Source organism: Micromonospora sp. CNZ286 (assembly GCF_014207755.1).
In genome coordinates, this window is the sequence record NZ_JACHIZ010000001.1 from 994,851 (window position 1) to 1,018,959 (window position 24,109).

Annotated in this window: 24 protein-coding genes; 14 read left to right on the top strand and 10 right to left on the bottom strand. The window is 72.7% G+C overall.

Annotated elements, in window-relative coordinates:
• The first annotated feature begins 22 nt into the window (after nucleotides 1–22).
• The 4 genes from FHX31_RS04760 (at nucleotide 23) to FHX31_RS04775 (ending at nucleotide 4,279) form a co-directional block, all read left to right on the top strand.
• A complete protein-coding gene (locus tag FHX31_RS04760) occupies nucleotides 23–859 on the top strand; it encodes an alpha/beta fold hydrolase (protein ID WP_030274658.1) in 837 nt (278 codons plus the stop codon).
• Nucleotides 856–1,605, top strand: a complete 750-nt coding sequence (locus FHX31_RS04765; protein WP_013287952.1) for a sugar isomerase domain-containing protein — start codon at nucleotides 856–858, stop codon at nucleotides 1,603–1,605. Before FHX31_RS04760 ends, FHX31_RS04765 begins: the two co-directional genes overlap by 4 nt.
• Nucleotides 1,606–1,696: 91 nt before the next feature.
• On the top strand, nucleotides 1,697–2,197 hold the full coding sequence (locus tag FHX31_RS04770) for a DUF6328 family protein (protein ID WP_013287951.1): 501 nt from the start codon (nucleotides 1,697–1,699) through the stop codon (nucleotides 2,195–2,197).
• A gap of 108 nt (nucleotides 2,198–2,305) precedes the next feature.
• On the top strand, nucleotides 2,306–4,279 hold the full coding sequence (locus FHX31_RS04775) for an acyl-CoA dehydrogenase family protein (RefSeq protein ID WP_184975220.1): 1,974 nt from the start codon (nucleotides 2,306–2,308) through the stop codon (nucleotides 4,277–4,279).
• Nucleotides 4,280–4,336: 57 nt separating this feature from the next.
• Here the strand turns inward: FHX31_RS04775 and FHX31_RS04780 are convergent, their stop codons facing one another.
• The 7 genes from FHX31_RS04780 to FHX31_RS04810 form a co-directional block, all read right to left on the bottom strand.
• A complete protein-coding gene (locus tag FHX31_RS04780; RefSeq protein ID WP_013287949.1) occupies nucleotides 4,337–4,504 on the bottom strand; it encodes a hypothetical protein in 168 nt (55 codons plus the stop codon).
• 9 nt (nucleotides 4,505–4,513) lie between these two features.
• On the bottom strand, nucleotides 4,514–5,119 hold the full coding sequence (locus FHX31_RS04785; RefSeq protein ID WP_013287948.1) for a hypothetical protein: 606 nt from the start codon (nucleotides 5,117–5,119) through the stop codon (nucleotides 4,514–4,516).
• A gap of 52 nt (nucleotides 5,120–5,171) precedes the next feature.
• The gene (locus tag FHX31_RS04790) at nucleotides 5,172–5,474 is read right to left on the bottom strand and encodes an ArsR/SmtB family transcription factor (protein WP_013287947.1); all 303 of its coding nucleotides are present in this window, start codon (nucleotides 5,472–5,474) and stop codon (nucleotides 5,172–5,174) included.
• A 43-nt stretch (nucleotides 5,475–5,517) separates the two neighbouring features.
• A complete protein-coding gene (locus tag FHX31_RS04795) occupies nucleotides 5,518–6,393 on the bottom strand; it encodes a metal ABC transporter permease (RefSeq protein ID WP_184975223.1) in 876 nt (291 codons plus the stop codon).
• 1 nt (nucleotide 6,394) lies between these two features.
• Entirely contained in the window at nucleotides 6,395–7,159 is a 765-nt protein-coding gene (locus FHX31_RS04800; protein ID WP_184975226.1) for a metal ABC transporter ATP-binding protein, read from the bottom strand.
• Nucleotides 7,156–8,103, bottom strand: a complete 948-nt coding sequence (locus FHX31_RS04805; RefSeq protein ID WP_184975229.1) for a metal ABC transporter substrate-binding protein — start codon at nucleotides 8,101–8,103, stop codon at nucleotides 7,156–7,158. Before FHX31_RS04805 ends, FHX31_RS04800 begins: the two co-directional genes overlap by 4 nt.
• A gap of 88 nt (nucleotides 8,104–8,191) precedes the next feature.
• On the bottom strand, nucleotides 8,192–8,455 hold the full coding sequence (locus tag FHX31_RS04810; protein ID WP_013287943.1) for a DUF6703 family protein: 264 nt from the start codon (nucleotides 8,453–8,455) through the stop codon (nucleotides 8,192–8,194).
• A gap of 27 nt (nucleotides 8,456–8,482) precedes the next feature.
• Between FHX31_RS04810 and FHX31_RS04815 the strand changes: the two genes are divergently transcribed.
• The 3 genes from FHX31_RS04815 (at nucleotide 8,483) to FHX31_RS04825 (ending at nucleotide 10,885) form a co-directional block, all read left to right on the top strand.
• Nucleotides 8,483–8,824: an antibiotic biosynthesis monooxygenase family protein gene (locus FHX31_RS04815; RefSeq protein WP_013287942.1), complete on the top strand. Its 342-nt coding sequence runs from the start codon at nucleotides 8,483–8,485 to the stop codon at nucleotides 8,822–8,824.
• A gap of 94 nt (nucleotides 8,825–8,918) precedes the next feature.
• A complete protein-coding gene (locus FHX31_RS04820; protein WP_013287941.1) occupies nucleotides 8,919–9,392 on the top strand; it encodes a hypothetical protein in 474 nt (157 codons plus the stop codon).
• A gap of 113 nt (nucleotides 9,393–9,505) precedes the next feature.
• The gene (locus FHX31_RS04825; protein ID WP_013475540.1) at nucleotides 9,506–10,885 is read left to right on the top strand and encodes a glycine--tRNA ligase; all 1,380 of its coding nucleotides are present in this window, start codon (nucleotides 9,506–9,508) and stop codon (nucleotides 10,883–10,885) included.
• 65 nt (nucleotides 10,886–10,950) lie between these two features.
• Here the strand turns inward: FHX31_RS04825 and FHX31_RS04830 are convergent, their stop codons facing one another.
• Nucleotides 10,951–11,913 carry a type IV toxin-antitoxin system AbiEi family antitoxin domain-containing protein gene (locus FHX31_RS04830; protein WP_013475541.1) on the bottom strand — a complete coding sequence of 321 codons (963 nt, stop codon included), beginning with the start codon at nucleotides 11,911–11,913 and terminating at the stop codon, nucleotides 10,951–10,953.
• A gap of 178 nt (nucleotides 11,914–12,091) precedes the next feature.
• Between FHX31_RS04830 and dusB the strand changes: the two genes are divergently transcribed.
• The gene (dusB, locus tag FHX31_RS04835) at nucleotides 12,092–13,255 is read left to right on the top strand and encodes a tRNA dihydrouridine synthase DusB (protein ID WP_013287938.1); all 1,164 of its coding nucleotides are present in this window, start codon (nucleotides 12,092–12,094) and stop codon (nucleotides 13,253–13,255) included.
• A gap of 71 nt (nucleotides 13,256–13,326) precedes the next feature.
• On the opposite strand, the gene FHX31_RS04840 is transcribed toward dusB, so the two are convergent.
• The gene (locus tag FHX31_RS04840) at nucleotides 13,327–13,974 is read right to left on the bottom strand and encodes a C39 family peptidase (RefSeq protein WP_184975237.1); all 648 of its coding nucleotides are present in this window, start codon (nucleotides 13,972–13,974) and stop codon (nucleotides 13,327–13,329) included.
• An 852-nt stretch (nucleotides 13,975–14,826) separates the two neighbouring features.
• Nucleotides 14,827–16,563 (bottom strand): beta-N-acetylhexosaminidase, encoded by a 1,737-nt coding sequence (locus FHX31_RS04845; protein WP_184975240.1) that lies wholly within the window; start codon nucleotides 16,561–16,563, stop codon nucleotides 14,827–14,829.
• Between the two features lie 310 nt (nucleotides 16,564–16,873).
• Between FHX31_RS04845 and ppdK the strand changes: the two genes are divergently transcribed.
• The 6 genes from ppdK (at nucleotide 16,874) to FHX31_RS04875 (ending at nucleotide 24,105) form a co-directional block, all read left to right on the top strand.
• Nucleotides 16,874–19,582, top strand: coding sequence for a pyruvate, phosphate dikinase (ppdK, locus tag FHX31_RS04850; RefSeq protein WP_013475544.1), 2,709 nt, complete (start codon nucleotides 16,874–16,876; stop codon nucleotides 19,580–19,582).
• A gap of 115 nt (nucleotides 19,583–19,697) precedes the next feature.
• Nucleotides 19,698–20,051 (top strand): VOC family protein, encoded by a 354-nt coding sequence (locus tag FHX31_RS04855; RefSeq protein WP_013287934.1) that lies wholly within the window; start codon nucleotides 19,698–19,700, stop codon nucleotides 20,049–20,051.
• Between the two features lie 49 nt (nucleotides 20,052–20,100).
• On the top strand, nucleotides 20,101–21,327 hold the full coding sequence (locus FHX31_RS04860) for a deoxyguanosinetriphosphate triphosphohydrolase (RefSeq protein WP_184975243.1): 1,227 nt from the start codon (nucleotides 20,101–20,103) through the stop codon (nucleotides 21,325–21,327).
• A gap of 48 nt (nucleotides 21,328–21,375) precedes the next feature.
• Nucleotides 21,376–22,212 carry a siderophore-interacting protein gene (locus FHX31_RS04865; protein ID WP_184975246.1) on the top strand — a complete coding sequence of 279 codons (837 nt, stop codon included), beginning with the start codon at nucleotides 21,376–21,378 and terminating at the stop codon, nucleotides 22,210–22,212.
• 70 nt (nucleotides 22,213–22,282) lie between these two features.
• Entirely contained in the window at nucleotides 22,283–23,257 is a 975-nt protein-coding gene (locus FHX31_RS04870) for an ABC transporter ATP-binding protein (RefSeq protein ID WP_184975249.1), read from the top strand.
• Nucleotides 23,254–24,105 carry an ABC transporter permease gene (locus FHX31_RS04875; RefSeq protein ID WP_091330993.1) on the top strand — a complete coding sequence of 284 codons (852 nt, stop codon included), beginning with the start codon at nucleotides 23,254–23,256 and terminating at the stop codon, nucleotides 24,103–24,105. The genes FHX31_RS04870 and FHX31_RS04875 overlap by 4 nt, the downstream gene beginning before the upstream one ends.
• The last annotated feature ends 4 nt before the right edge of the window (nucleotides 24,106–24,109 follow it).

A 24,109-nucleotide genomic window follows, 5' to 3' on the forward strand; every position in this document is an offset into this window, starting at 1 on the left:
GAGTGTCGGTATGGTGGCGATCATGCTGGTGGATGCGCGGGGACTGACGTTCGAGGTACGCGCCGGCGGCCCCGAGGACGGTGACCCGGTCCTGTTGCTGCACGGCTTCCCGCAGCACTCCGGTGAGTGGGACGCGGTCACGCCCGCGCTGCACGCCGCCGGGCTGCGCACGTACGCGCTCGACCAGCGCGGCTACTCGCCCGGCGCGCGTCCGGCCGACGTCGGGGCGTACCGGATTCCGGAGCTGGTGGCCGACGCGGCCGCGGTGCTGGACGCACTCGGGGTGACCGGCGCCCACGTGGTCGGCCACGACTGGGGCGCGATCGTGGCGTGGGGGCTGGCGGCGGCGCACCCGGAGCGGGTGCGGACGCTGACCGCGGTGTCGGTGCCGCACCCGGCCGCGATGGGGCACGCGCTCGCCACCGACCCCCGGCAGAAGGTCAAGTCCGCCTACATCGCGTTGTTCCGCAAGCCCGGTACGGCGGAGAAGGTGCTGCTGGCGTGGAACGGCGCCACGCTGCGCAAGCTGCTGAGCGGAGTGGGCGACGCCGACGTGGTGGCCCGGTACGCCGAGCCGATGCGCGAGCCGGGCGCGTTGACGGCGGCGCTGAACTGGTACCGCGCGATGACCGGTGCGGACATGAAGGCGGTCGCCCCGGTGGGGGTGCCCACCACGTTCGTGTGGAGCGACAAGGACGTGGCGATCGGCCGGACGGCCGCGCAGGCGTGCGCCGCGCACGTCACCGGTGACTACCGGTTCGTGACGCTGTCCGGCGTCAGCCACTGGATCCCGGACGAGGCGCCCGGCCCGCTGGCCGAGGCGATCCTCGCCCGGTGCGCGGGAACGGAGGAGGCATGACGGTGAGCGCCGAGGCGTACCTGGCGGTGGTGACCGAGACGATCGGCCGGGTCGCCGCCGAGCAGCGGCAGAACGTGGCCGACGCGGCCGACCTGATCGCGGCGGCGCTGCGCGCCGACGGTGTGGTGCACGCGTTCGGCACCGGGCACTCCGAGGCGCTGGCCATGGAGATCGCCGGCCGGGCCGGCGGGCTGGTGCCCACCAACCGGATCGCGCTGCGTGACCTGGTGCTGATCGGCGGCGACCCGGCCGACGTGCTCGGCCCGAAGCTGGAGCGCGACCCGGCCGTGGCGCACCGCCTCTACGAGCTGGCGCCGATCCGGCCGCAGGACGTGTTCGTGCTGGCCTCGAACTCGGGCGTGAACGGGGCGATGGTCGAGTTCGCGTCCATCGTGAAGGAACGCGGGCACGGCCTGGTGGCGATCACGTCGGCACAGCACTCGGCGCGGATGACCTCGCGGCACCCGTCCGGCCGCAAGCTCGCCGACTTCGCCGACGTGGTGCTGGACAACGGCGCCCCGTACGGCGACGCCACGCTGCCGCTGCCGGGCGGCGGCGCGGTCGGCGCGGTCTCCTCGATCACCGCGGCGCTGCTCGCCCAGCAGATCGTCGCCGAGGTGGTGGCCCGGCTGGTCGCGGCGGGGCAGCGCCCGCCGGTCTACCTGTCCGCGAACATCACCGGCGGCGACGAGCACAACGCCGAACTGGAGGCACGGTACGCGGGCCGGATCCGCCGCGGTTCCTGAACCGGTTTCGTGATCATCCGTACGGGGCACAGGCGGTCCTGCCGGTGGGCGTTCACCCGCCGGCCGTGCCGTCTCCCGGGGAGGTCCGCGAGTGTCCAAGGAATCCGAGAAGCAGCGCTGGCAGCGCAACTTCGCCGATCTGTTGCAGGAGCTGCGGGTCGCGCAGACCGGCGTGCAGATCCTCTTCGCCTTCCTGCTGACGCTGCCGTTCAGCAACGGGTTCGGCCGGACCACGGAGTTCCAGCGCGACGTCTACATCGTGGCGCTGCTGACCGCCGCCGCGTCCGCCGCGATGATCATTTCTCCGGTCGCGTTCCACCGGGCGCTGTTCCGGCAGGGGCGTAAGCCGGAGCTGGTCCGGTTCGCCCACCGGATGGCCACCGGCGGCCTGTTCTTCATGCTGATCGCGATGGTCAGCTCGGTCCTGCTGGTCACCGACTTCGTGCTGGACCGGCCGATCGCGTTCCTGCTCAGCGCGCTCACCGGCCTCTGGTTCCTGATCTTCTGGGCCATCCTGCCGTTCAGCCGGCGCAACTGGGGTGAGGACGACATCGACGACGAGGACGACAACCCGCAGACGCTCACCGACTGACCGTCCGCCAAATCGGACGTGCACGCAGCGCTACCCCTGGGTAACACCCGGGGGTAGCGTCGTTTTCGTCGAACGCGTCGACGCAGCCGGACCGACGAGGAGGCAGCCGTGACCACGACACAGAACAGCCGGCCCGAGTCACCAGACGGCGCGGGGCCGCTGCCCGCCGAGGCGGGCCAGGTCTCCGAGAAGGAGGCCCGGCAGGTCGCCGAGGCCGCCCGCGAGTCGGCCTGGGACCGGCCCAGCTTCGGCAAGGAACTGTTCCTCGGCCGCTTCCGGCTCGACCTGATCGACCCGTGGCCCCGCCCCGATCCGGCCGAGGTGGCCCGCGCCGACGAGTTCCTCGGCTCGCTGCGCGCGTACCTGACGTCCGAGGTGGACGGCGAGGCGATCGAGCGGGACGCGCGCATCCCCGACGAGGTGTTCCACGGCCTGGCCGGGCTCGGCACGTTCGGCATGAAGATCGACCGTCAGTACGGCGGGCTGGGGCTGAGTAACCTGCACTACTGCCGGGCGCTGATGCTCGTCGGCTCGGTGAACCCGGCGGTCAGCGCGCTGCTCTCCGCGCACCAGTCGATCGGCGTGCCGCAGCCGCTGAAGATGTTCGGCACGCCCGAGCAGAAGGAACGGTTCCTGCCCCGGCTCGCCGCCGGTGAGGTCTCCGCGTTCCTGCTCACCGAGCCGGACGTCGGCTCCGACCCGGCCCGGCTCGCCACCACCGCCGAGCCGACCGCGGACGGCACCGGCTACCGGCTCAACGGGGTGAAGCTCTGGGCCACCAACGGCACGCTCGCCACGCTGCTGGTGGTGATGGCCCGGGTGCCGGCCGGCGAGGGGCGGCGCGGCGGCATCACCGCGTTCGTGGTGGAGGGCGACAGCGACGGCATCACCGTGGAGCGGCGCAACTCCTTCGTCGGGTTGCGCGGCCTGGAGAACAGCCTCACCCGGTTCCACGACGTGTTCGTGCCGAAGGAGAACGTGATCGGCGGTGAGGGCAAGGGCCTCAAGATCGCGCTGACCACGTTGAACACCGGCCGGCTCTCGCTGCCTGCCATGTGCGTCGGCGCCGGGAAGTGGGCGCTCAACGTGGCCCGCGAGTGGGCGGCGGACCGGGTCCAGTGGGGCCGCCCGGTGGGCGAGCACGAGGCGGTGGCGAAGAAGCTGGCCTTCATCGCCGCCACCACGTACGGCATGGAGTCCATGCTCGACCTGTCCTGCATGCTCGCCGACGACGACCGCAACGACATCCGGATCGAGGCGGCGCTGGTCAAGCTCTACGCCAGCGAGATGGCCTGGCGGATCGCCGACGAGCTGATCCAGATCCGCGGTGGGCGCGGCTACGAGACGGCCGACTCGCTCGCCGCCCGGGGGGAACGGCCGGCCGCTGTCGAGCAGCTCCTGCGCGACCTGCGGATCAACCGGATCTTCGAGGGCTCCACCGAGATCATGCACCTGCTGATCGCCCGCGAGGCGGTCGACGCGCACCTGTCCGTCGCGGGCGACATCATCGACCCCGACGCGGGGCTGGGCCGCAAGGCGAAGGCGGGCGCGCGGGCCGGCGCCTTCTACGCGAGGTGGCTGCCCACGCTCGCCGTCGGCAAGGGGCAGACGCCCGGGGCGTACCAGGAGTTCGGGCCGCTGGCCGGGCACCTGCGCCACGTCGAGCGGACCTCCCGCAAGCTGGCCCGGTCGACGTTCTACGCGATGTCCCGCTGGCAGGGGAAGATGGAGCGCAAGCAGGCGTTCCTCGGCCGGGTGGTGGACATCGGCGCGGAGCTGTTCGCGATGAGCGCGGTCTGCGTCCGGGCCTACGCCGAGCGGGACGCGCACCCGGAGAACGTCGAGCTGGCCGACCTGTTCTGCCGGCAGGCGCGGCTGCGCGTCGACGAGCTGTTCACCGGCCTGTGGTCGAACACCGACTCGGTCGACGTGGCCGCCGCCAAGCGGATCGTCGCCGGCCGGTACGCCTCGGTGGAGGAGGGTGTCGTCACCCCGCCCGCCGACCTGCCCTGGGTGGCCCGCTGGGAGCCGGGGCCGTCCACCGAGCAGGACGTACGCCGTCGCATCCCGCCCGCCGGCTGACCGGACCACCAGGCGGCCGTGCCGCCCGGACGGCCGCCGAGGGCGGCCGCCGGGCGGTCAGCGCGCGATCGCCCAGGCCAGGATGCCGGCCAGGATCAGGCCGTTGAGGCCGGCCAGCACCAGGTACGCCGACGGCGGGATCTTGCGGCCCTTGCGGACGAAACTCACCAGCACGCCTGCGTATCCCAGCAGCAGCACGGCGACGACGATCAGGAAGTACAGCACCGGCACACCTTACCGGCCGCCGCGCAGCCCCAGTTCGCGCAGCTCCAGCGCGGCGAGCGCGTCGACGGTCGCGTCGTCGCCGCGCCGCCACGCCTCGGCGACGTCGGGCGCGATCCGGGTCAGCTTCGACAGCGGCTGACCGGCCAGCGCGCGCAGCGCCAGCAGGTCCCGGCCGGCCGGGACGCCCGCCAGTGCCTTCGCCGCGCCGGCCCGGCGCATCCAGCGCAGGCGCAGCGGCAGCCAGCCGAACAGCACCAGGCCGAGCGGGAACACCAGCACCGCGACGGTCAGCCCGAGCGCGAGCTGCCCGACCAGCTCCTGCTGGTCGCGGCCCGCCTCGGCGACCGAGCGGGCGGCGTCGGCGGCCCGGGTGAACGGCGCGGTCAGCTCGTCGCCGACGATCGGCACCCGGCCGACCTTGCCGCCGGCGTCGGCCAGGTTGTCGGCGAGTCCGCCGCCGGCCCCCTCCAGCTTCTGCCCCGGTACGGCGAGCTTCTCGACCACGTCGTGCAGCCACAGCGCGAAGCGGATCGCCGCGTACACCCAGACGACCACGAGCAGGTCGGTGAGGAACTGGCGGACGGCGGTGGGAAAACGGTCGGCGTAGATCTTCACGCCGGACAGCGTCCCACGGCGCGGGCGCGTCGGCACGTGGCCGATTTCCCGCTCAGTGCGACCCTTCACCGGCGTGACTGACCGCGTCCGCCACGATGTGCGCGACGTGGTCGTCGACCAGCGCGTACGCGATCTCCCGGCCGCGCCGCGACCCGCGCACCACCCCGGCGCCCCGCAGCACCCGCAGGTGCTGGGAGACCAGCGGCTGCGGCGCGCCGAGCTTCTCGACCAGCTCGTGCACGCAGCGTTCGCCCTCGGCCAGCTCGCTGACGATCGCGAGCCGGATCGGGGCCGAGAGCGCGCGCAGCAGGTCACCCGCACCCTCGAAGGCGTCGTACCCGTTCGTGCCGGTCACCCTGTAACGGTAACCAATCCCAGCTGCGCCGGCGGGCAGGGCCTCACCGCAGCAGCACCTCGTGCTCGACCGGCTCGGACGGGGGCGTGGCCCGGTCGGCCCGCACCCGCCGCCGCAGCGCCCGCACACCGGCCGCCGCGAGCGCGACCAGCAGGAACGAGCCGATCGCCACGAGCACCACCGATGCGCCGGGGGCGGTGTCGGCGGTCGCGGCCACCCAGACCCCGGTGCCGGCGGCGAACAGGCCCAGCGCCATGGCCGCCGTCATGGTGGAGCGGAAGCCCCGGGTCACCTGCTGCGCGGTCGCCACCGGCACCACCATCAGCGCGCTGATCAGCAGCACCCCGACCGCCCGCATGGCGATGGTCACCGTGACCGCGGTGCCGACCGCGATGAGCAGGTTCAGCGCCCGCACCGGCAGGCCGGACACCCGGGCGTACTCCTCGTCGTGGCAGACCGCGAACAGCGCCGGGCGCAGCACCAGCATGGTCACCAGCAGCACCGCGCCGAGCACCCCGATGGTGATCAGGTCGGTGCGGGAGGTGGTGGTCAGCGACCCGAACAGGTACGCGTTGAGCGACCCGCTGCTGGCGTCGGACAGCCCGACCAGCATCACGCCACCGGCGATGCCGCCGTAGAACAGCAACGCCAGCGCCAGGTCGCCGGAGGTGCGCCCGTACGCGCGGACCAGCTCGATCACCACCGCGCCGAGCGTCGCGGCGATCACCGCCACCAGCACGGGGGAGCGGTTGAGCAGCAGTCCCGCACCGACGCCGGTGAGCGCCACGTGCCCGAGCCCGTCGCCGATCAACGCCAGCCGGCGCTGCACCAGGTAGATGCCGAGCGCCGGGGCGGCCAGACCGATGATCAGCGCGCCGACCAGGGCGCGGAGCATGAAGTCGTACTGGAAGAGATCCATCTCAGATGCCTGTCCAGAGCCGGGCGGGCTCCTCGTCGCAGTGCGGGTGCACGTGCTCGTGGTCCGGGTCGGCGTGGTGGCCGGCCGGTTCGGGCACCGCGCCGTCGTGGGCGATCCCGCCCTGGTGCACCACCACGGCCCGGCTGATCAGCGGGCGCAGCGGGCCCAGCTCGTGCGCGACGAGCAGGACCGTGCCGCCACCGTCGCGGAACGCGCGCAGCGCCCCGGCGAACGCCTCCTGGCTCGCAGCGTCCACCCCGGCGGTCGGCTCGTCCAGCACCAGCAGCTCCGGCCCGCCGGCCAGCGCGCGGGCGATCAGGGTGCGCTGCTGCTGGCCGCCGGAGAGCGTGGACACCGGGTCACCGGCCCGGTCGGCGAGCCCGACCGCGTCCAGTGCCGCCGCCACCGCCTCCCGGTCCGCCCGCCCGGAGGGACGCAGTACGCCCCGGCGGGCCAGCCGCCCGGACGCCACCACCTCGCGCACGGTGGCTGGTACTCCGCTGCCCGCGCCGAGCCGCTGCGGCACGTACCCGATGCGGTGCCACTGCCGGAAGCGGCGCTGCGGCGTGCCGAACAGGGCGACCGACCCGGCGCCGACCGGCACCAGGCCGAGCGCGGCGCGCACGAGCGTCGACTTGCCGGAGCCGTTGGCGCCGAGCACGGCGACCACCTCGCCGGCGGTCACTGTCAGCGAGACGTCACGCAGCACCGGGCTGCCGTCGTAGCCGACGGTGGCGTGCGCGATCTCGATCACGGGTGAGGTCATGAACAGTCCAGAGCGGTTCGCAGGGTCTGCAGGTTGGTGCGCATCGCGGAGAGGTAGTCGCCGTCGGCGGGCGGGCCCTCCAGCGGGTCCAGGACGGCCGTCTTCGCCCCGACCTCACGCGCGATCGTCTCGGCGACCTTCGGGCTGACCAGCGTCTCGAAGAAGATCGTGCCGGCCTGGTGCTCCCGGGCCTCCTCGGCGACCTCGGCGAGGCGCTTCGGGGACGGCTCGGACTCCGGGGTGAGCCCGCTGATGCCGATCTGTTCCAGCTGGTAGCGCTCGGTCAGGTAGCCGAACGCGGTGTGGCTGGTGACGATCTCCCGGCGCTGGCAGGTGCGCAGGCCGTCGGCGTACTCGGTGTCCAGCTTCGTCAGCTCGGTGCGCAGCGCGCCGGCGCGGGCGGCGTAGTCGGCGGCGTGGTCCGGGTCGGCCTTGCCGAGGCGCTCGGCGAGCTTGTCGCCGATGGTGGCCAGCCGGGTCGGGTCGAGCCAGACGTGCGGGTCCTTGCCGCCGCCCTCCTCGGCGTGCCCGGCCTCGCCCTCGTGATCGTGGTCGTGGCCACCGGCGGCGGCGTCCCGCAGCGGCGTCACGCCCGCCACGTCGAACGCGCGGTCGCCGCCGTTCTGCTCCACCGCCTCGTCCACCGCCGGCTGGAAGCCGCTGAGGTAGACGACCACGTCGGCGTCGACGACCTGGCCGACCTGCCGCGGGTTGAGTTCCAGGTCGTGCGGCTCGGCGCCGGGCTTGGTCAGGTTGCTGACCGCGACCGTGTCGCCGCCGATCCGCTCGGCCAGGAACTGGAGCGGGTAGAACGCGGCCACCACGTCGACCCTGCCCGGCGCGCTCGCGCCGCCTGTGCCGTCCGCGCAGGCGGTCAGGCCGGCGGCGGCGAGCAGGGCGGCGGCTGCGGCGGTCAGGATACGGCGGGGTGCACGAACGGTCATGGGCTCAACTGTCCGCGACAACGAAAACTATTGTCAAAAACGCATGATTGCATGTCAGCGCAGGTCAGCTCGGTTCTGCTTTCCCGAGTCAGCCGACCATGAGCTTCGCCAGCGCCACCGCGATCAACAAGGTGAGCATCACCAGCCGGAGCATCCGGGTCGCCGGGGCCTGCACCGGCCAGGTGACCGACATCAGCCAGACCAGCACGCCGGCCAGCACGAGCAGCAGGACGCCGCCCGCCGGGCCGGGCGCGAAGAGGCCGACAAGCACCAGGGCCAGCGCGGCCAGGAACACCGCCGTCGGGTTGAGCCGTGCCAACCGGGACAGCACAGGACTCTGCGTACGCTGCATGCCACAAACTCTACGAGGAGGAACCCCGTGCTGGTCACCAACCGCTTCGTGGTGGAAGCCGAAACGGTGGACGAGTTCACCCGTGCGGCGCACGCCGCGCTGGCCGCGCTCGCCGCCCGCCCCGGCTACCTGCGCGGTGAACTGCTGCGGGCGCTCGACGACCCGGACCACTGGGTCCTGATCACCGAGTGGGAGTCGGTCGGTGCGTACCGGCGGGCGCTCGGCGGATTCGACGTCAAGGTCACCGCCGTGCCGCTGCTCGCCCGATCGGTGGACGAGCCGTCGGCGTACGAGACGCTCGCCAGCGCCGCCCCCGAGGGTGAGATCGTCGTCGTCGCCAGCGATCGCGCCGCAGGTCCGTATCGCTGAGTGCCGGGGCACTACCCTGGCGCGTATGACCGCTCCCGGACCGGCCGCGCCACCCCCGTCATCCGTTCCGCCCGCGCTGCCGGCGGAACACGGGGTGCCCGCGCCGCCGCAGGGGCCCGGCGCCGCGCCGCCGTTCGCCGCCCCGCCCACCGAGGGCGGGCGGACCCGGCTCTGGCTCGGCCTCGGCGCGGGCGCGCTCGCAGTGCTGATCTGCTGCGGTGGGGGCGGGGCGGCAGTGGTCGGCCTGGCGGTGAGCAACGCCCAGGCGATCGGTGAGCAGGGCCGGGCGGTCACGAACGACTACTACCAGGCGCTCGTGGCCCGGGAGTGGTCCAAGGCGTACGACACGCTCTGCGACGACATCCGGCGACGCGAGCCCCGGCGCGAGTTCGAGCGCCGGGTGGCGACCGAGCCGCAGATCTCCGGCTACCGGGTGGGCGAGGTCGACCTCACCACGCTCACCGTGCCGGTGGACGTCACGCTCGCCGGCGGCCGGCGGGAGGCGCAGACCGTGACGCTCGCGCCGGACCAGCAGACGGGCGGCGTGGAGGTCTGCGGGGTGAGCTGACCGGCCCCCGGTATTCTGCTGGGCTCGGGACGGACACGGTCGTACCGTTGTCCCGAACAGCCCGGTTCCATCCATCTCAACCGCGCCGACCGCCAGCCGGCGTAGGAGGAAACATGCCAGCCGACCGTATCGACGCCGTCACCAGCCTCGCCAAGCGCCGGGGCTTCGTCTTTCCCTCCAGCGAGATCTACGGGGGCACCCGGTCGGCGTGGGACTACGGTCCGCTCGGCGTCGAGCTGAAGGAGAACGTCCGCCGGCAGTGGTGGCGGACCATGGTGCAGCAGCGCGACGACGTCGTCGGCCTCGACTCGGCGGTCATCCTGGCCCGCAAGGTCTGGGAGGCCAGCGGCCACATCGCCGAGTTCGTCGACCCGCTGACCGAGTGCCAGTCCTGCCACAAGCGGTTCCGGGCCGACCACCTGGAAGAGGCGTACGAGGCCAAGCACGGCAAGCCGCTGACCTCGCTGACGGAGCTGAACTGCCCCAACTGCGGCAACAAGGGCACCTTCACCGAGCCGAAGATGTTCAACGGCCTGATGAAGACCTACCTGGGCCCGGTGGAGAGCGACGAGGGCATGCACTACCTGCGCCCCGAGACCGCCCAGGGCATCTTCGTCAACTACAAGAACGTGGAGACGGTCGCCCGCAAGAAGCCGCCGTTCGGCATCGCGCAGACCGGCAAGTCGTTCCGCAACGAGATCACCCCGGGCAACTTCATCTTCCGGACCCGCGAGTTCGAGCAGATGGAGATGGAGTTCTTCGTCGAGCCCGGCACCGACGAGCAGTGGCACGAGTACTGGCTCTCCGAGCGCTGGAACTGGTACCTCGACCTGGGCCTGTCCGAGGAGAACCTGCGCTTCTACGAGCACCCCAAGGAGAAGCTCTCCCACTACTCGAAGCGCACCGTCGACATCGAGTACCGGTTCCGGTTCGGCGGCAGCGAGTTCGCCGAGCTGGAGGGCATCGCCAACCGCACCGACTTCGACCTGTCCACGCACAGCAAGCACTCCGGCGTCGACCTGTCGTACTTCGACCAGGGCAAGGGCGAGCGCTGGATGCCGTACGTGATCGAGCCGGCCGCCGGCCTCACCCGCGCGGTGCTGGCGTTCCTGCTCGAGGCGTACGACGAGGACGAGGCGCCGAACACCAAGGGCGGCGTGGACAAGCGCACCGTCATGCGGTTCGACCCGCGCCTGGCCCCGGTCAAGGTCGCCGTGCTGCCGCTGTCGCGCAACGAGGCGCTGTCGCCGAAGGCCAAGCAGCTCGCCACCGACCTGCGCAAGCGCTGGGTGGTCGAGTTCGACGACTCGCAGGCGATCGGCCGCCGCTACCGCCGGCAGGACGAGATCGGCACGCCGTTCTGCGTCACAGTCGACTTCGACACGCTCGACGACAACGCGGTCACGGTCCGGAACCGGGACACGATGGCCCAGGAGCGCGTCTCGCTGGACCAGGTCGAGCGCTACCTGATCGAGCGCCTGCCCGGCTGCTGACCCGATGTAAGGAAGGGCCCCTTCTTAACGCCTCGCGTAGAGAAGGGGCCCCTTCTTAACACCCCTCATCCGGGGGAGATCGGCTCCGCCCGTACGCCGGTCCCGGCGCCCAGCCCGCGCCGGGCCGCGTACGCGTCCTCCACCATGCGCCGCACACGGCCCGGCTCCCGGCGGATCTGCGCCGGCGTGAAGTGCAGGATGAGCACCCCGTACCGGCTCAGCTCGTTGTGCCGGTCCAGCGTCCGCGCCCAGTCGTTCGGGCTGAGGTGGTACTCCCGCGAGTCGACCTCCAGCGCCACCGCGCACTCGGCGAGGTAGCCGTCCGGCGTCGGCAGCCGGGTGCCGTCGGCCGCCGACAGCCGCGGGTTCCACAGGATCCCGCCGAGCACGCCGCTGGCGCCCAGGCACTCCCGCAGCTCCGTCTCCGGCGCCGAGCGGACCCCATCGGTGATCTCCGCGAACGCCTTCCGGATCAGGGCGGTGCGGCTCCGCCGGGCCCGGCGGATCTCCGCGTCCAGGCTGTCCAGGTCGGTGAAACCGCGCTGCACGGCCTCGGCCACCGTCGCCCGTACCGGCCGCAGCCGGCGCAGGTCGCGGGCCGCGTCCACGACCGCCCTGGCCGGCGAGCACACCGGGTACAGCGCGGTCCGCCGGGCCCGCGGATCAAGCTCCAGGGCCCGCGCGATCACCGCGTGACCGGCCGAGCGGCGCCGCACGTGGTGCGGCAGGATCAGGTGTACGTCAGCGGTGCGCGGACTGTGCCGGAAGCCGTACCAGATCAGGGCGGCCAGGCCGGTGAGCTGGGCGTCGGCGCCCGCGTAGAGCGCCGCCGAGATTCGTCGTTGCTCGTCGGTGAGGGTGCCGGTGACGAGCGCGTACGTGGCCGGCAGCACGCGCTGCCACAGGCCGCGCCGGGTCTGCCGGTACAGGTACATGTCGTCGTATCCGACGCCGAGTAGCTGCGTCCGGGTGACGATCTGCTGCTGGCGCTCGGCCAGGTCGCTGAGTTCGGGTGGCTGTTCGCGCATGCCCGGCAGCGTGCGGGCTCGACCGCTGCTCCTCCTGCCCGTCCGCCCGTCCTGTGGACAGCCGCCCCGGTTGTGGAGAACGCCCGCCGGGCTGGCCGGCTGTGATATGTGCCCTGTTAACAAGGGGCCCCTGCTCTACCGGAGACGTTAAGAAGGGGCCCTTCCTTACACTTGTGCGGTGACTGCCCCGACCCTGCCCGCGTTGACCATCGGCCCGCACCGGGTGTGGCCGCCGGTGGTGCTCGCGCCGATGGCCGGGATCACCAACGTCGGCTTCCGCCGGCTCTGCCGTGAGCAGGGCGGCGGCATCTACGTCTGCGAGATGATCACCACCCGCGCGCTCGTCGAGCGGAACCCGAAGACGCTGCGCATGATCGCCTTCGGCGCCGAGGAGAAGCCCCGCAGCCTCCAGCTCTACGGCACCGACCCGGAGATCACCGCCGCCGCCGTGCGGATCGTGGTCGAGCGCGACCTGGCCGACCACATCGACCTGAACTTCGGCTGCCCGGTGCCCAAGGTGACCCGCCGGGGCGGCGGCTCGGCCCTGCCGTGGCGCCGCCGGCTGTTCGCCCGGCTGGTCAGGGCCGCGGTGGACGCCGCGTCACCCGCCGGGGTGCCGGTCACCGTCAAGATGCGCAAGGGCATCGACGACGACCACCTGACGTACGTCGAGGCGGGGCTGGCGGCCCAGGACGCGGGCGTCGCGGCGGTCGCCCTGCACGGGCGTACGGCCGCGCAGCGCTACTCCGGCACCGCCGACTGGGACGCGATCGCCACGCTCAAGTCGGCGCTCGACGTGCCGGTGCTCGGCAACGGCGACATCTGGGAGGCCGACGACGCGCTGCGGATGGTCGCGCACACCGGCGTCGACGGCGTGGTGATCGGGCGCGGCTGCCTGGGCCGGCCGTGGCTGTTCGCCGACCTGGAGGCCGCGTTCAACGGGAGCGCCGAGCGGCGGCTACCGAGCCTCGGCGAGGTGGCGGTGACCATGCGGCGGCACGCCGAACTGCTGGTGGAGCAGTTCGTGGCGGGCGCGCGCAACCCGGCCCGCGGCGAGCGGGACGGCTGCACCGACTTCCGCAAGCACGTCGCCTGGTACCTGAAGGGCTTCCCGATCGGCAGCGAACTGCGCCGCTCGCTCGCCATGATCGAGAGCCTGGCGCAGCTCGACGACCTGCTCGGCAAGCTCGACCCGGCCGTACCGTTCCCGGTGGAGAACCTCGGCCAGCCGCGCGGCCGTACCAACTCCCCGGGCAAGGTCTTCCTGCCCGACGGCTGGCTGGCCAGCCGCGACGACGACACCCCGCCCGACGGCGCGGAGCTGGACGACTCGGGCGGCTGACCGCTGACCCCGGACACGCCGAAGGGCCCGACCCCCGTTCCGGGGTCGGGCCCTTCGTCATTGTCACTCGGTCAGGAGCTGTAGCCGCGGCTGGCGATCCAGCGGGCGAGCTCGTCCACGTCGATCCGGTAGGAGGCCTGGTCCGGGTTCGCCGAGTCGGCGATCGTCACGACCTTGCCGCCGTCGCGGTAGCCGACCACGCTGATGTAGTGGCCACCCTCGAACGAGTGGGTGGTGCCGTCGGTGTCGGTGGCGGTGCCGGCGATGTTGGCCACCACGGCACGGCCGTCGTCGACGGTCTTGACCACGTCGGCACGCAGCTTCTCCACCTTGTCACCGACCTTGTCCACCGGGATCTCGGTCGACTTGTAGACGTCCTTACCGGTCTCCTTGTTGAGCACCGGGGTGATGTCGTTGATGGAGTTGGTGCCGGCCTCGGTGGTGCCCATCTCCTTGGCCATGGCGTGCACGTCGATGTTCTTGCCCTGCACGCTCAGCGCGTTACGGGCGGCGGCGGGGCCGCAGAAGTAGAAGTTGGGCTGCGCCTCGTAGCGCACGTCCAGCTCCCGCTCACCGTGCTTGCGGTCGGTGGTGACGACCTGGGCGGCGCGCTCGGCCGGGGTGGCCTGGGCGGCGATGGCGGGGCCGGCGATGCCACCGGCGGTGGCGGCGATACCGGCGACGGTCAGAGCGGTCTTGCGCAGCAGAGTGGTAGCCATGATCAGTTGCCTCTCTGTCGGGGGTACGCGGCGATGGGGGATGCCGCGAAGAAAGATCAGGTGGCCCGGTATGTGCGTCGGGCCGGTGGCCTGCACGGGCGGCCAGGGGGTTGGCCTGCTCCGGCGGCTCGGGGATGTAACGACCGGGGGTCCGGGGTCATTCCCGGGGCGCTGCCCGGCGGTGGGGCCAGCTCGACAGGCGCTGTCGGCCTGCTCGGCGGCTCGGGGATGTAACGACCGGCGTCCCGGCCTGATTCCCGGCCCGAGGGGGCGGGCGGTCGGCGGGTGCGGCGCGGTCTGCCATGTACAACGCCCCGCACCCACCCCCGATTCCACCCCACGGGTGACCCCGACCACCCCGAATCCGGACACCGAGCCCATCAGGGCTGCCGTCGACACCGAACCCCGCCCGTCCTCGCCGCAGCCACCCCGGCCCGGCCACCTCGAGGGCTCCCCCCACCCCCCCACCCCGTTGATCAAGGAGTTTGTGTCCGTCTGAGGCCGTGCACCGGGCACAAACTCCTTGATCACCGATCCGATGGGAGGGGGGTGAGTCGCCTTGGTGCCCGATGTCGGGCTCTGGGCGGGTGAGCTTCGAGATCTTGGTAGATCGGCGCCCCTCCGAGGGCCGTTCCGTACCAAGATCTTCGGGGCGCTCGGGGCGCTCGGGGCGCTCGGGGCGCTCGGGGCGCTCGGGAGGGAGTGCGCGACGGCGAGGGGCGGCTGGATGTCGTCGGCCCGGGGATGAGGGCGTCGATCATGAAGTTGACGGCGTTTTGTGTCCGGTTTGTCGCCGTCAACTTCATGATCGACGGGGTTCAGCGTCGACGGGTTCGGCGCCCCCGTGTGCGGTCAGGGGGTGGTGGGGGAGGTGGGGGTGGGCGTGGGGGTGGGCTGGGTGGGGATCTGGGCTGGGGTGGTGGGCCAGGGGATCTCGGGGGAGGGGTGGAAGGCGATGCCGGCTGTGGACCAGCGCGGGCCGTGTGCGGCCAGCCGGCTGCGGAACCGGGACCAGTCGTGCGTCTCGCGCGGTGACCAGCCGAGTTCGGCGACGGCGGGCAGGCGCGGGAAGAGCATGAACTCGACCTCGGCCGGCGTCGTGACCGACTCGGTCCACAGCGGCGCCTCCACACCCAGCACCGCCTCGGCCGGTACGCCCCGCACGTGGCTGCCCGGATCCCACTCGTACGCCCGGCGCACGTCGATCAGACCGGCCCAGTCGTGTCCGATCGGGGTGTCCGGGGCGTACTTCATGTCCAGGTACGCGTGGTTGCCGGGGGAGAGGATCAGCCGGGCGCCACGGCGTACCGCGTCGGCGGTCTCCGGGTCGTCACCGTTCGTGCCCCACCACTGCAGGACGCGCCCGTCGACGTGTGCGGCCGGGGCGAGCTGGTGCCAGCCGACGACGGTCTTGCCGGTGGCGGCCACCAGCCGCTGCGCCCGCTCCACGAAGGAGCGGTAGCTGTCGGCCGGCACCTTGAACGCCTCGTCGCCGCCGAGGTGCAGCCACGGCCCGGGCGTCGACGCGGCCACCTCGCCGACCACGTCCGCGACGAAGGCGTACGTCTGCTCGTCGGCGGGGTCGATGAAGCTGAAGCCGACCTCGGTGCCGGTGTACGGCGGTGGCGCGATCTTGCCGGGCGCCAGTTCGGGGTACGCGACGAGCGCCGCGTTGGTGTGGCCCGGGAGGTCGATCTCGGGCACCACTGTGACGTGGCGGCGGGCGGCGTACGCGACGATGCGGCGGTAGTCGTCACGTGCGTACCAGCCGCCGGGGCCGCCGCCGACCGCTGTCGCACCGCCGACCTCGGCGAGCCGTGGCCAGGAGTCGACGGCGATCCGCCAGCCCTGGTCGTCGGTGAGGTGCAGGTGCAGGTGGTTGAGCTTGTAGCGGGCCAGGTGGTCGATCACCCGCAGCACGTCCTCGACCGCGAAGAAGTGGCGGGCGACGTCGAGCATCGCGCCCCGGTAGGGGAAGCGCGGCCGGTCGACGATCGTGCCGCCGGGTACCGCCCAGCGCGCGGCGACGGCGGTCGGGCTCTCGATCGGCGCGGGTAGCAGCTGCCGCAGCGTCTGCGCGCCGTGGAACAGCCCGGCCGGGGTGGCGGCGGTGATCCGGACGCCGCCGGTGGTCACGTCGAGGCGGTAGCCCTCGTCCCCGAGCCGCGCGTCGTCCGGCTCGCCGGGCCGGGCGGGAACCGCCGCGGACAGCGTGAGCGTCAGCGGGCCGTCCTCGCCGGTGTCGGCGACCGGGAGCGGGAAGCCGGTGGCCGGGCGCAGCCAGCCGGCGAGCTGTTCGGCCACGTCCCGCCCGGCGGGGCTGACCCGCAGCACCGCGTCCGCGCTCAGCGTGAAGTCGCCGGCCGGGTCCGGGCGCACGTGCTCGGGCGCCGGCACCACGTCGCCGAGCCGGACCGGCGCCGGTCCGGCGAGCGCCTCGGCGGCCCGGCCCGCGGCGTCGCGTGCCAGCTCGGCCGCGGGTGCCGGCACACCGGGCAGCGGCACAGCCGGTACGTCGATGGAAGGGCTGGTGGGACGGGTGTCGGTCGGCTCCGGCCCGGTCTCCGGGGCGGCGGGGTTGGTCGGCACGGCGACGGCTCCGAGGGTGTATTCGCGCGGGATATGGCAAAGGTCAGGTTCCGCGAGATGCAGTGACGTCAAGAGTACGAGGGGAATCGGAATTGCGTGATCGTGCTCGTGGAAGCGTTCCCAAAAACCCGTACGAACGCGGATTGTGGTGACCGTTGTGCCGAAAGTCACCGAACGCTCCCAGGTTTCTCGAAACTCGCCTAGCCTTCGCCCCACCGACGCTGACGAGCCGGGATTACCGGTGGTCACTACCGGGGTATGTCCGAACTGAACCTTCGTTAAGTGTCAATGGCGCGCGTGGGAGGCTCTGGTGGCAGCGCACGATCCGGTCGAGCAGAAGTACGTCTACGACTTCGCCGAGGGCAACAAGGATCTCAAGGATCTGCTCGGCGGCAAGGGGGCCAACCTGGCCGAGATGACGAATCTCGGCCTGCCGGTTCCGCCCGGCTTCACGATCACCACCGAGGCCTGCAAGGCGTACCTGACGACCGGGCGCGAGCCGGACGGCCTGGCCGCCCAGATCGAGGCGCACCTGGAGTCCCTGGAGCGCGAGATGGGCCGGCGCCTCGGCGACCCGGACGACCCGCTGCTGGTCTCGGTACGTTCCGGCGCCAAGTTCTCCATGCCGGGCATGATGGAGACCGTCCTCAACGTCGGCCTCAACGACCGCAGCGTGGTCGGCCTGAGCAACCAGGCGGGCGGGAACGACCGGTTCGCCTGGGACTCGTACCGGCGGCTGATCCAGATGTTCGGCAAGACCGTCTGCGAGGTGCCGGGCGAGGAGTTCGAGCACGCGCTCGACGAGATCAAGCGCGCCAAGGGCACGCACAACGACCTCGACCTGGACGCCGACGACCTGCGCGGGCTTGTCGACGCGTACAAGCAGATCTTCGCGAAGCACACCGGCCGCGAGTTCCCGCAGGAGCCGCGCGAGCAGCTCGACCTCGCCATCCGCGCGGTCTTCGACTCGTGGAACGCGGAACGGGCGATCCTCTACCGCCGCCAGGAGCGCATCCCGGCCGACCTGGGCACCGCCGTCAACGTGGTGACGATGGTGTTCGGCAACCTCGGTCCCGACTCCGGTACCGGCGTCGCGTTCACCCGCGACCCGGGCAGCGGCGCGCAGGGCATCTACGGCGACTACCTCGCCAACGCCCAGGGTGAGGACGTGGTCGCCGGCATCCGCAACACGGTGCCGTTGCAGGAGCTGGAGCAGCTCGACAAGACCTCCTACGACCAGCTGCTCGGCATCATGGCCCGGCTGGAGGAGCACTACAAGGACCTCTGCGACATCGAGTTCACCATCGAGCGCGGCAAGCTCTGGATGCTCCAGACCCGCGTCGGCAAGCGCACCGCCGCCGCCGCGTTCGTCATCGCCGGGCAGCTCGTCGACGAGGGTCTGATCGACCTGGACGAGGCGCTGCACCGGGTCAACGGCGCGCAGCTCGCCCAGTTGATGTTCCCGCGCTTCCAGCTCGACCACGAGTTCGAGCCGGTGGCCAAGGGCATCGGCGCCTCCCCGGGTGCCGCGTCCGGCAAGGTCGTCTTCACCTCGGCCCGGGCGGTCGAGCTGGCCGCCGAGGGGGAGTCGGTGATCCTGGTCCGCCGGGAGACCAACCCGGACGACCTCAACGGCATGATCGCCGCCAAGGGGATCCTCACCTCCCGGGGCGGCAAGACCAGCCACGCCGCCGTGGTGGCCCGCGGCATGGGCAAGACCTGCGTCTCCGGCGCCGACGAGCTGGAAGTGAACGTACCGGCGAAGAAGTTCACTGTGGGCGACCACGTGGTGAACGAGGGCGACGTGGTCTCGATCGACGGCACCACCGGCAAGGTCTACCTCGGCGAGGTGCCGGTCATGCCGTCCGAGGTGGTGCAGTACTTCGAGGGCGAACTCGACCCGGAGAACACCGACGACGCGCTGGTCCGCTCCGTACACCGGATCATGACGCACGCCGACGCCGCGCGGCGGCTGCGGGTACGCACGAACGCCGACACCGGCGCGGACGCGGCCCGGGCGCGGCGCTTCGGCGCCGAGGGCATCGGCCTGTGCCGCACCGAGCACATGTTCCTCGGCGACCGGCGCGAGCTGGTCGAGCGGCTCATCCTGGCCTCCGGCGAGCAGGAGCGGGAGGACGCGCTCGCCGCGCTGCTGCCGCTGCAGCGGGCCGACTTCATCGAGATCTTCCGCGAGATGGACGGCCTGCCGGTCACCGTGCGGCTGATCGACCCGCCGCTGCACGAGTTCCTGCCCCCGCTGGAACAGCTCGCGGTCAACGTCGCGGTGGCACAGGAGCGCGGCGAGGACGTGGCCAAGGAGGAGGCGCTGCTCGCCGCCGTACGGCGGATGCACGAGGAGAACCCGATGCTGGGCCTGCGCGGCGTCCGGCTCGGCCTGGTCATCCCCGGCCTGTTCGCCATGCAGGTCCGCGCGATCGCGGAGGCCGCCGTCGCGGTCGTCCGCGACGGCGGCAAGGCCTGCCCGGAGATCATGGTGCCGCTGGTCGGGGCCGTGCAGGAGCTGGAGACGGTACGCGCCGAGGCCGAGCGGATCATCGCCGAGGTGGTCGGGGACAGCGGCGTCGAGGTGCTGATCGGCACGATGATCGAGGTGCCCCGGGCGGCGCTGACCGCCGGGCAGATCGCCGAGGCGGCCGAGTTCTTCTCCTTCGGCACCAACGACCTGACCCAGATGGGCTGGGGCTTCTCCCGCGACGACGTGGAGGGCGCGTTCTTCTGGCGCTACCTGGAGCTGGGCATCTTCGGTATCTCGCCGTTCGAGTCGATCGACACCGACGGCGTCGGCCGGCTGGTGCGCATCGCCGCCGAGGAGGGCCGGGCGGCCCGTCCGGGCCTGAAGCTCGGCGTCTGCGGCGAGCACGGCGGCGACCCGGACTCGGTGCACTTCTTCCACGAGGTCGGCCTAGACTACGTCTCCTGCTCGCCGTTCCGGGTGCCGGTGGCCCGGCTGGAGGCAGGCCGCGCGTCGATCACCACCACCGGTTCGGACTCCCGCTGACGCGGCGCGGGGCCGCCGGTGCTCGCCGGCGGCCCCGCGTACGCCCGGCGCGCCTTTCCGGCCTCCTCGGCGTAGCCTGAGCTTCCGCCACGTGTCGATCAGGAAGGGTGGCCGCATGACCGCCGTCTGGGAGAACCTGACCATCGACGCCCGGGATCCGTCCCGGCTCGCCAGTTGGTGGGCGGAGGCCCTCGGCTATCAGGTGATCACCGACAAGCCGGACGAGGTGGAGATCCGCCGGACCCCCGACACGACGCCCGGTCTCGTCTTCGTCCCGGTCTCCGGGCCGAAGGAGGGGAAGAACCGGCTGCACATCGACCTGCGCCCGGCCGACATGGAGGCCGAGGTGGAGCGCCTCGTCGACATGGGCGCCCGGCACGTCGACATCGGCCAGGGAGACGTGGAGTGGACGGTGCTCGCCGACCCGGAGGGCAACGAGTTCTGCGTGCTCCGGGAGCGCGAGGAGTGAGCCGGTCTTGCGGGCCCCGCAGTCGCGACCCTCTGCCAGTCCGGGAGAAATGAGCGACGCGGCGCGGCTGGTCGACGAGGCGCCCAAGGACACCGGGTACGGCCGGTCGCCGTTCGAGCGGGACCGCGCCCGCGTGCTGCACTCGGCGGCGTTCCGCCGGCTCGCCGCGAAGACCCAGGTGCACACCGCCGGGACGAACGACTTCCTGCGTACCCGGCTGACCCACTCGCTGGAGGTCGCGCAGATCGCCCGCGAGATGGGCGCCCGGCTGGGCTGCGACCCGGACGTGGTGGACACCGCCGGGCTGGCGCACGACCTGGGCCACCCGCCGTTCGGGCACAACGGCGAGTACGCCCTGGACGAGCTGGCCGCCGACTGCGGCGGCTTCGAGGGCAACGCGCAGACGCTGCGGGTGCTCACCCGGCTGGAGGCGAAGGTGCTCGCCCCGGACGGGCGCTCGGCCGGGCTGAACCTGACCCGGGCCGCGCTGGACGCGGTGAGCAAGTACCCGTGGCCGCGCCGCCCCGGCGAGCGCAAGTTCGGCGTGTACGCCGACGACCGCCCGGTCTTCGACTGGCTGCGCGAAGGCGCCCCGCCGGGCGACCGGCGCTGCCTGGAGGCCCAGGTGATGGACTGGGCCGACGACGTGGCGTACTCGGTGCACGACGTCGAGGACGGCATCCACGGCGGGTACGTCGACCTGCGCCCGCTGCTGGCCGACGCGGACGAGCGGCGGGCGCTCTGCGCCGACGTGGCCGCCGCCTACTCGGGTGAGGCGCCGGAGGATCTGGGCCAGGTGCTCGCCGGCCTGCTGGCCGATCCGGTGCTCGCCCCGCTTGCCGCGTACGACGGCAGCCACCGCGCGCTCGCCGCGTTGAAGGCCACCACGAGCGTGCTCACCGGCCGGTTCGTCGCCGGCGTGGTGGCCGCGACCGAGCAGCGCCACGGTCCCGGCCCGCACCGCCGCTACGACGCCGACCTGGAGGTGCCGCGCCGGATCCGGGCGCAGTGCGCGCTGCTCAAGGGCATCGCGCTGCGGTACGTGATGCGCCGCCCCGGCGCCGGGGACCGCTACGCGCGGCAGCGCGACGTCCTGACCGGGCTGGTCGCGGCGCTGCTGGACCGGGCGCCGGATGCGCTCGACCCGGTGTTCGCGCCGCTGTGGCGTGACGCGGCGGACGACGCCGCGCGGCTGCGCGTGGTGATCGACCAGGTCGCCTCGCTCACCGATCCGGCCGCGCTGGCCTGGCACGCCCGCCTGGTGTCGCCGAGCTGACCGCATCGTGCCCGGGGCGAGCCATCGAACTTAGGCTAGCCTAAGCGCATGACGGATCGCCCGAAGAAGCTCACCGCCGCCACGGTCGTCCGGACCACGCGGCCCACCCCACACCTGATCCGCCTGGTCCTGGGCGGCGCCGAGCTGGCCGGGCTGCCGGTGGGCGCGTACACCGACCACTACGTGAAGTTCGTCTTCCCGCCGGCCGGGGTGACCTACCCGGACCCGGTCGACCTGGCCACGATCAAGCGGGAGTTCCCGGCGGAGCAGTGGCCGCGCCTGCGCGCGTACACGGTCCGGGCCTGGGACGCCGCGGCCGGTGAGATGACTGTCGACGTGGTGCACCACGGCGACGAGGGTCTGGCCGGGCCGTGGGCGGCGGCGCTGCGTCCCGGCGATCGGGTGTGGTTCACCGGGCCGGGCGGCGCGTACGCGCCGGACCCGGCTGCCGACTGGCACCTGCTGGCGGGCGACGAGAGCGCGCTGCCGGCCATCGCCGCCGCCCTGGAACGGCTGCCGGTGGGCGCGCCCGCGAAGGTGTACGTCGAGGTCGGCGGCCCGGCCGACGAGCTGCCCCTGACCAGCGCGGGTGAGGTCGAGGTGTGCTGGTTGCACCGCGACGGGCGTCCGTACGGCGAGCCGCTGGTCGAGGCGGTCCGGGCGCTGGCCTTCCCGCCCGGCCGGGTGCACGCGTTCGTGCACGGTGAGGCCGGGGCGATGAAGGAGCTGCGGCGGCTGCTGCGCGTCGAGCGCGGCGTGCCCCGGGGCGACCTGTCCATCTCCGGCTACTGGCGGCGTGGCATGGACGACGAGGGCTGGCGGTCCACCAAGCCGGCCTGGAACGCCGCAGTGGAGGCCGAGGAGGCCGCCGCCGTCGTGTCCTGACGACTCCATCGTGCGTCCCGCAGTGAGCGGGTGTACCCCGGAATGTAGTAGAGGTGCTACATTCCGGGGTATGACTGCGGTCGAACTCCCGGGGACCGTCGCGTCCCCCCGACCTCCCGACGAGGATCTCGTCCTCGACGTGCGGGATCTGCGTATGCGCTACGGCGCCGTCGACGTGCTGCACGGCGTCGACCTGACCGCCCGTCGAGGCGAGGTGGTGGCGCTGCTCGGGCCCAACGGCGCGGGCAAGACCACCACCATCGAGATCCTCGAAGGCTTCCGGCTGCCCTCGGCCGGCACGGTGCGCGTGCTCGGCACCGACCCGGCCCGCGGCGACGAACGGTGGCGCGCGCGGCTCGGCGTGGTGCTCCAGTCCTGGCGCGACCACGGCAAGTGGCGGGTGCGGGAGCTGCTCGCACACCTCGGCGACTTCTACGCGCCGTACGCCACCGACCGGATCCCGCGCCCGTGGCCGGTCGACGAGCTGCTGGAGACCGTGGGCCTGAGCGCGCACGCCGGCAGCCGGGTGGCCCGGCTCTCCGGTGGCCAGCGCCGCCGGCTCGACGTCGCTGTCGGCATCGTCGGCCGCCCCGAACTGCTGTTCCTGGACGAGCCCACAGTCGGGTTCGACCCGGCCGCCCGGCGCGAGTTCCACGAGCTGGTGCACCGCCTGGCCGACCTGGACGAGACCACCATCGTGCTGACCACGCACGACCTGGCCGAGGCGGAGAAGCTGGCCGACCGCATCCTCATCCTGGCCGGCGGCCGGATCATCGCCGAGGGGTCGCCCGACCAGCTCGCCCGGCGCGTCGCGGGGGACGCCGAGGTGCGCTGGACCCGCGACGGCGAGCGGTACGTGCACGCCACCGGCGACGCCACCGCGTTCCTGCGCGACCTGCTCCGCGAGCACGGCGACCGGGTACGCGAGCTGGAGGTGCGCCGGGCCAGCCTGGAGGACGCGTACCTGGCGCTGGTGCACGAGGAGGAGACCGGCATCCGTACCGGCCGGGCCGAGCGGGTGTGGCAGCAGGAGGCGAACCGATGAACCCGACCACCAACGCGCTGCGGGCCGGGCTGCGGCGCGGCGTGATCGAGCTGCGGGCCACGTTCACCAACGGCCAGGATCTCTGGACCTACTTCTTCCCCACAGTGGTGCTGCTGGTCGCCGTGTTCTGGATGCGCGGCTCGACGGTGCCCGGCACCGACTTCTCCCTCGGCGCCCGTACGCTGCCCAGCGCGCTCGGCATGGGCCTGCTCTTCGGCGGCCTGCTCGGGCTGGCCAACCAGCTCGTCATCGACCGGGAGGACGGCACGCTGCTGCGCGCCAAGGCCATCCCGGACGGCATGCTCGGCTACCTGGTCGGCAAGATCGTGCTGGTGTCGGCGGTCGCGCTGATCGGCGTCGTCATCCAGCTCACGCCCGGCCTGTTCTTCCTCGACGGGCTGCGGCTCGGCGACCCCGGCGCCTGGCTCACGCTGGCCTGGGTGGTGCCGCTCGGGCTGGTGGCGACGCTGCCGCTGGGCGCGGTGATCGGCTCGCTGGTCGAGAACCCGCGCAACATGGGCCTGGTGGTGATGCCGATCTTCGGTCTCATCGCGTTGTCCGGCATCTTCTACCCGATCAACGGCCTGCCCGGCTGGCTCCAGGGCGTCGCCCAGGTCTTCCCGCTCTACTGGCTAGGCTTGGGCATGCGCTCGGCGCTGCTCCCGGGCGACCTGGCGGTTGTCGAACTCGGCGGCTCCTGGCGGCACCTGGAGACGGTCGGCGTGCTCGGAGCCTGGGCGGTGCTCGGGCTCGTGCTGGCCCCGGTGGTGCTGCGCCGGATGGCCCGCCGGGAGTCCGGCTCGCGGGTCGCGGCCCGGCGGGAACGGGCCATGCAGCGGGTCGGATGAGAGG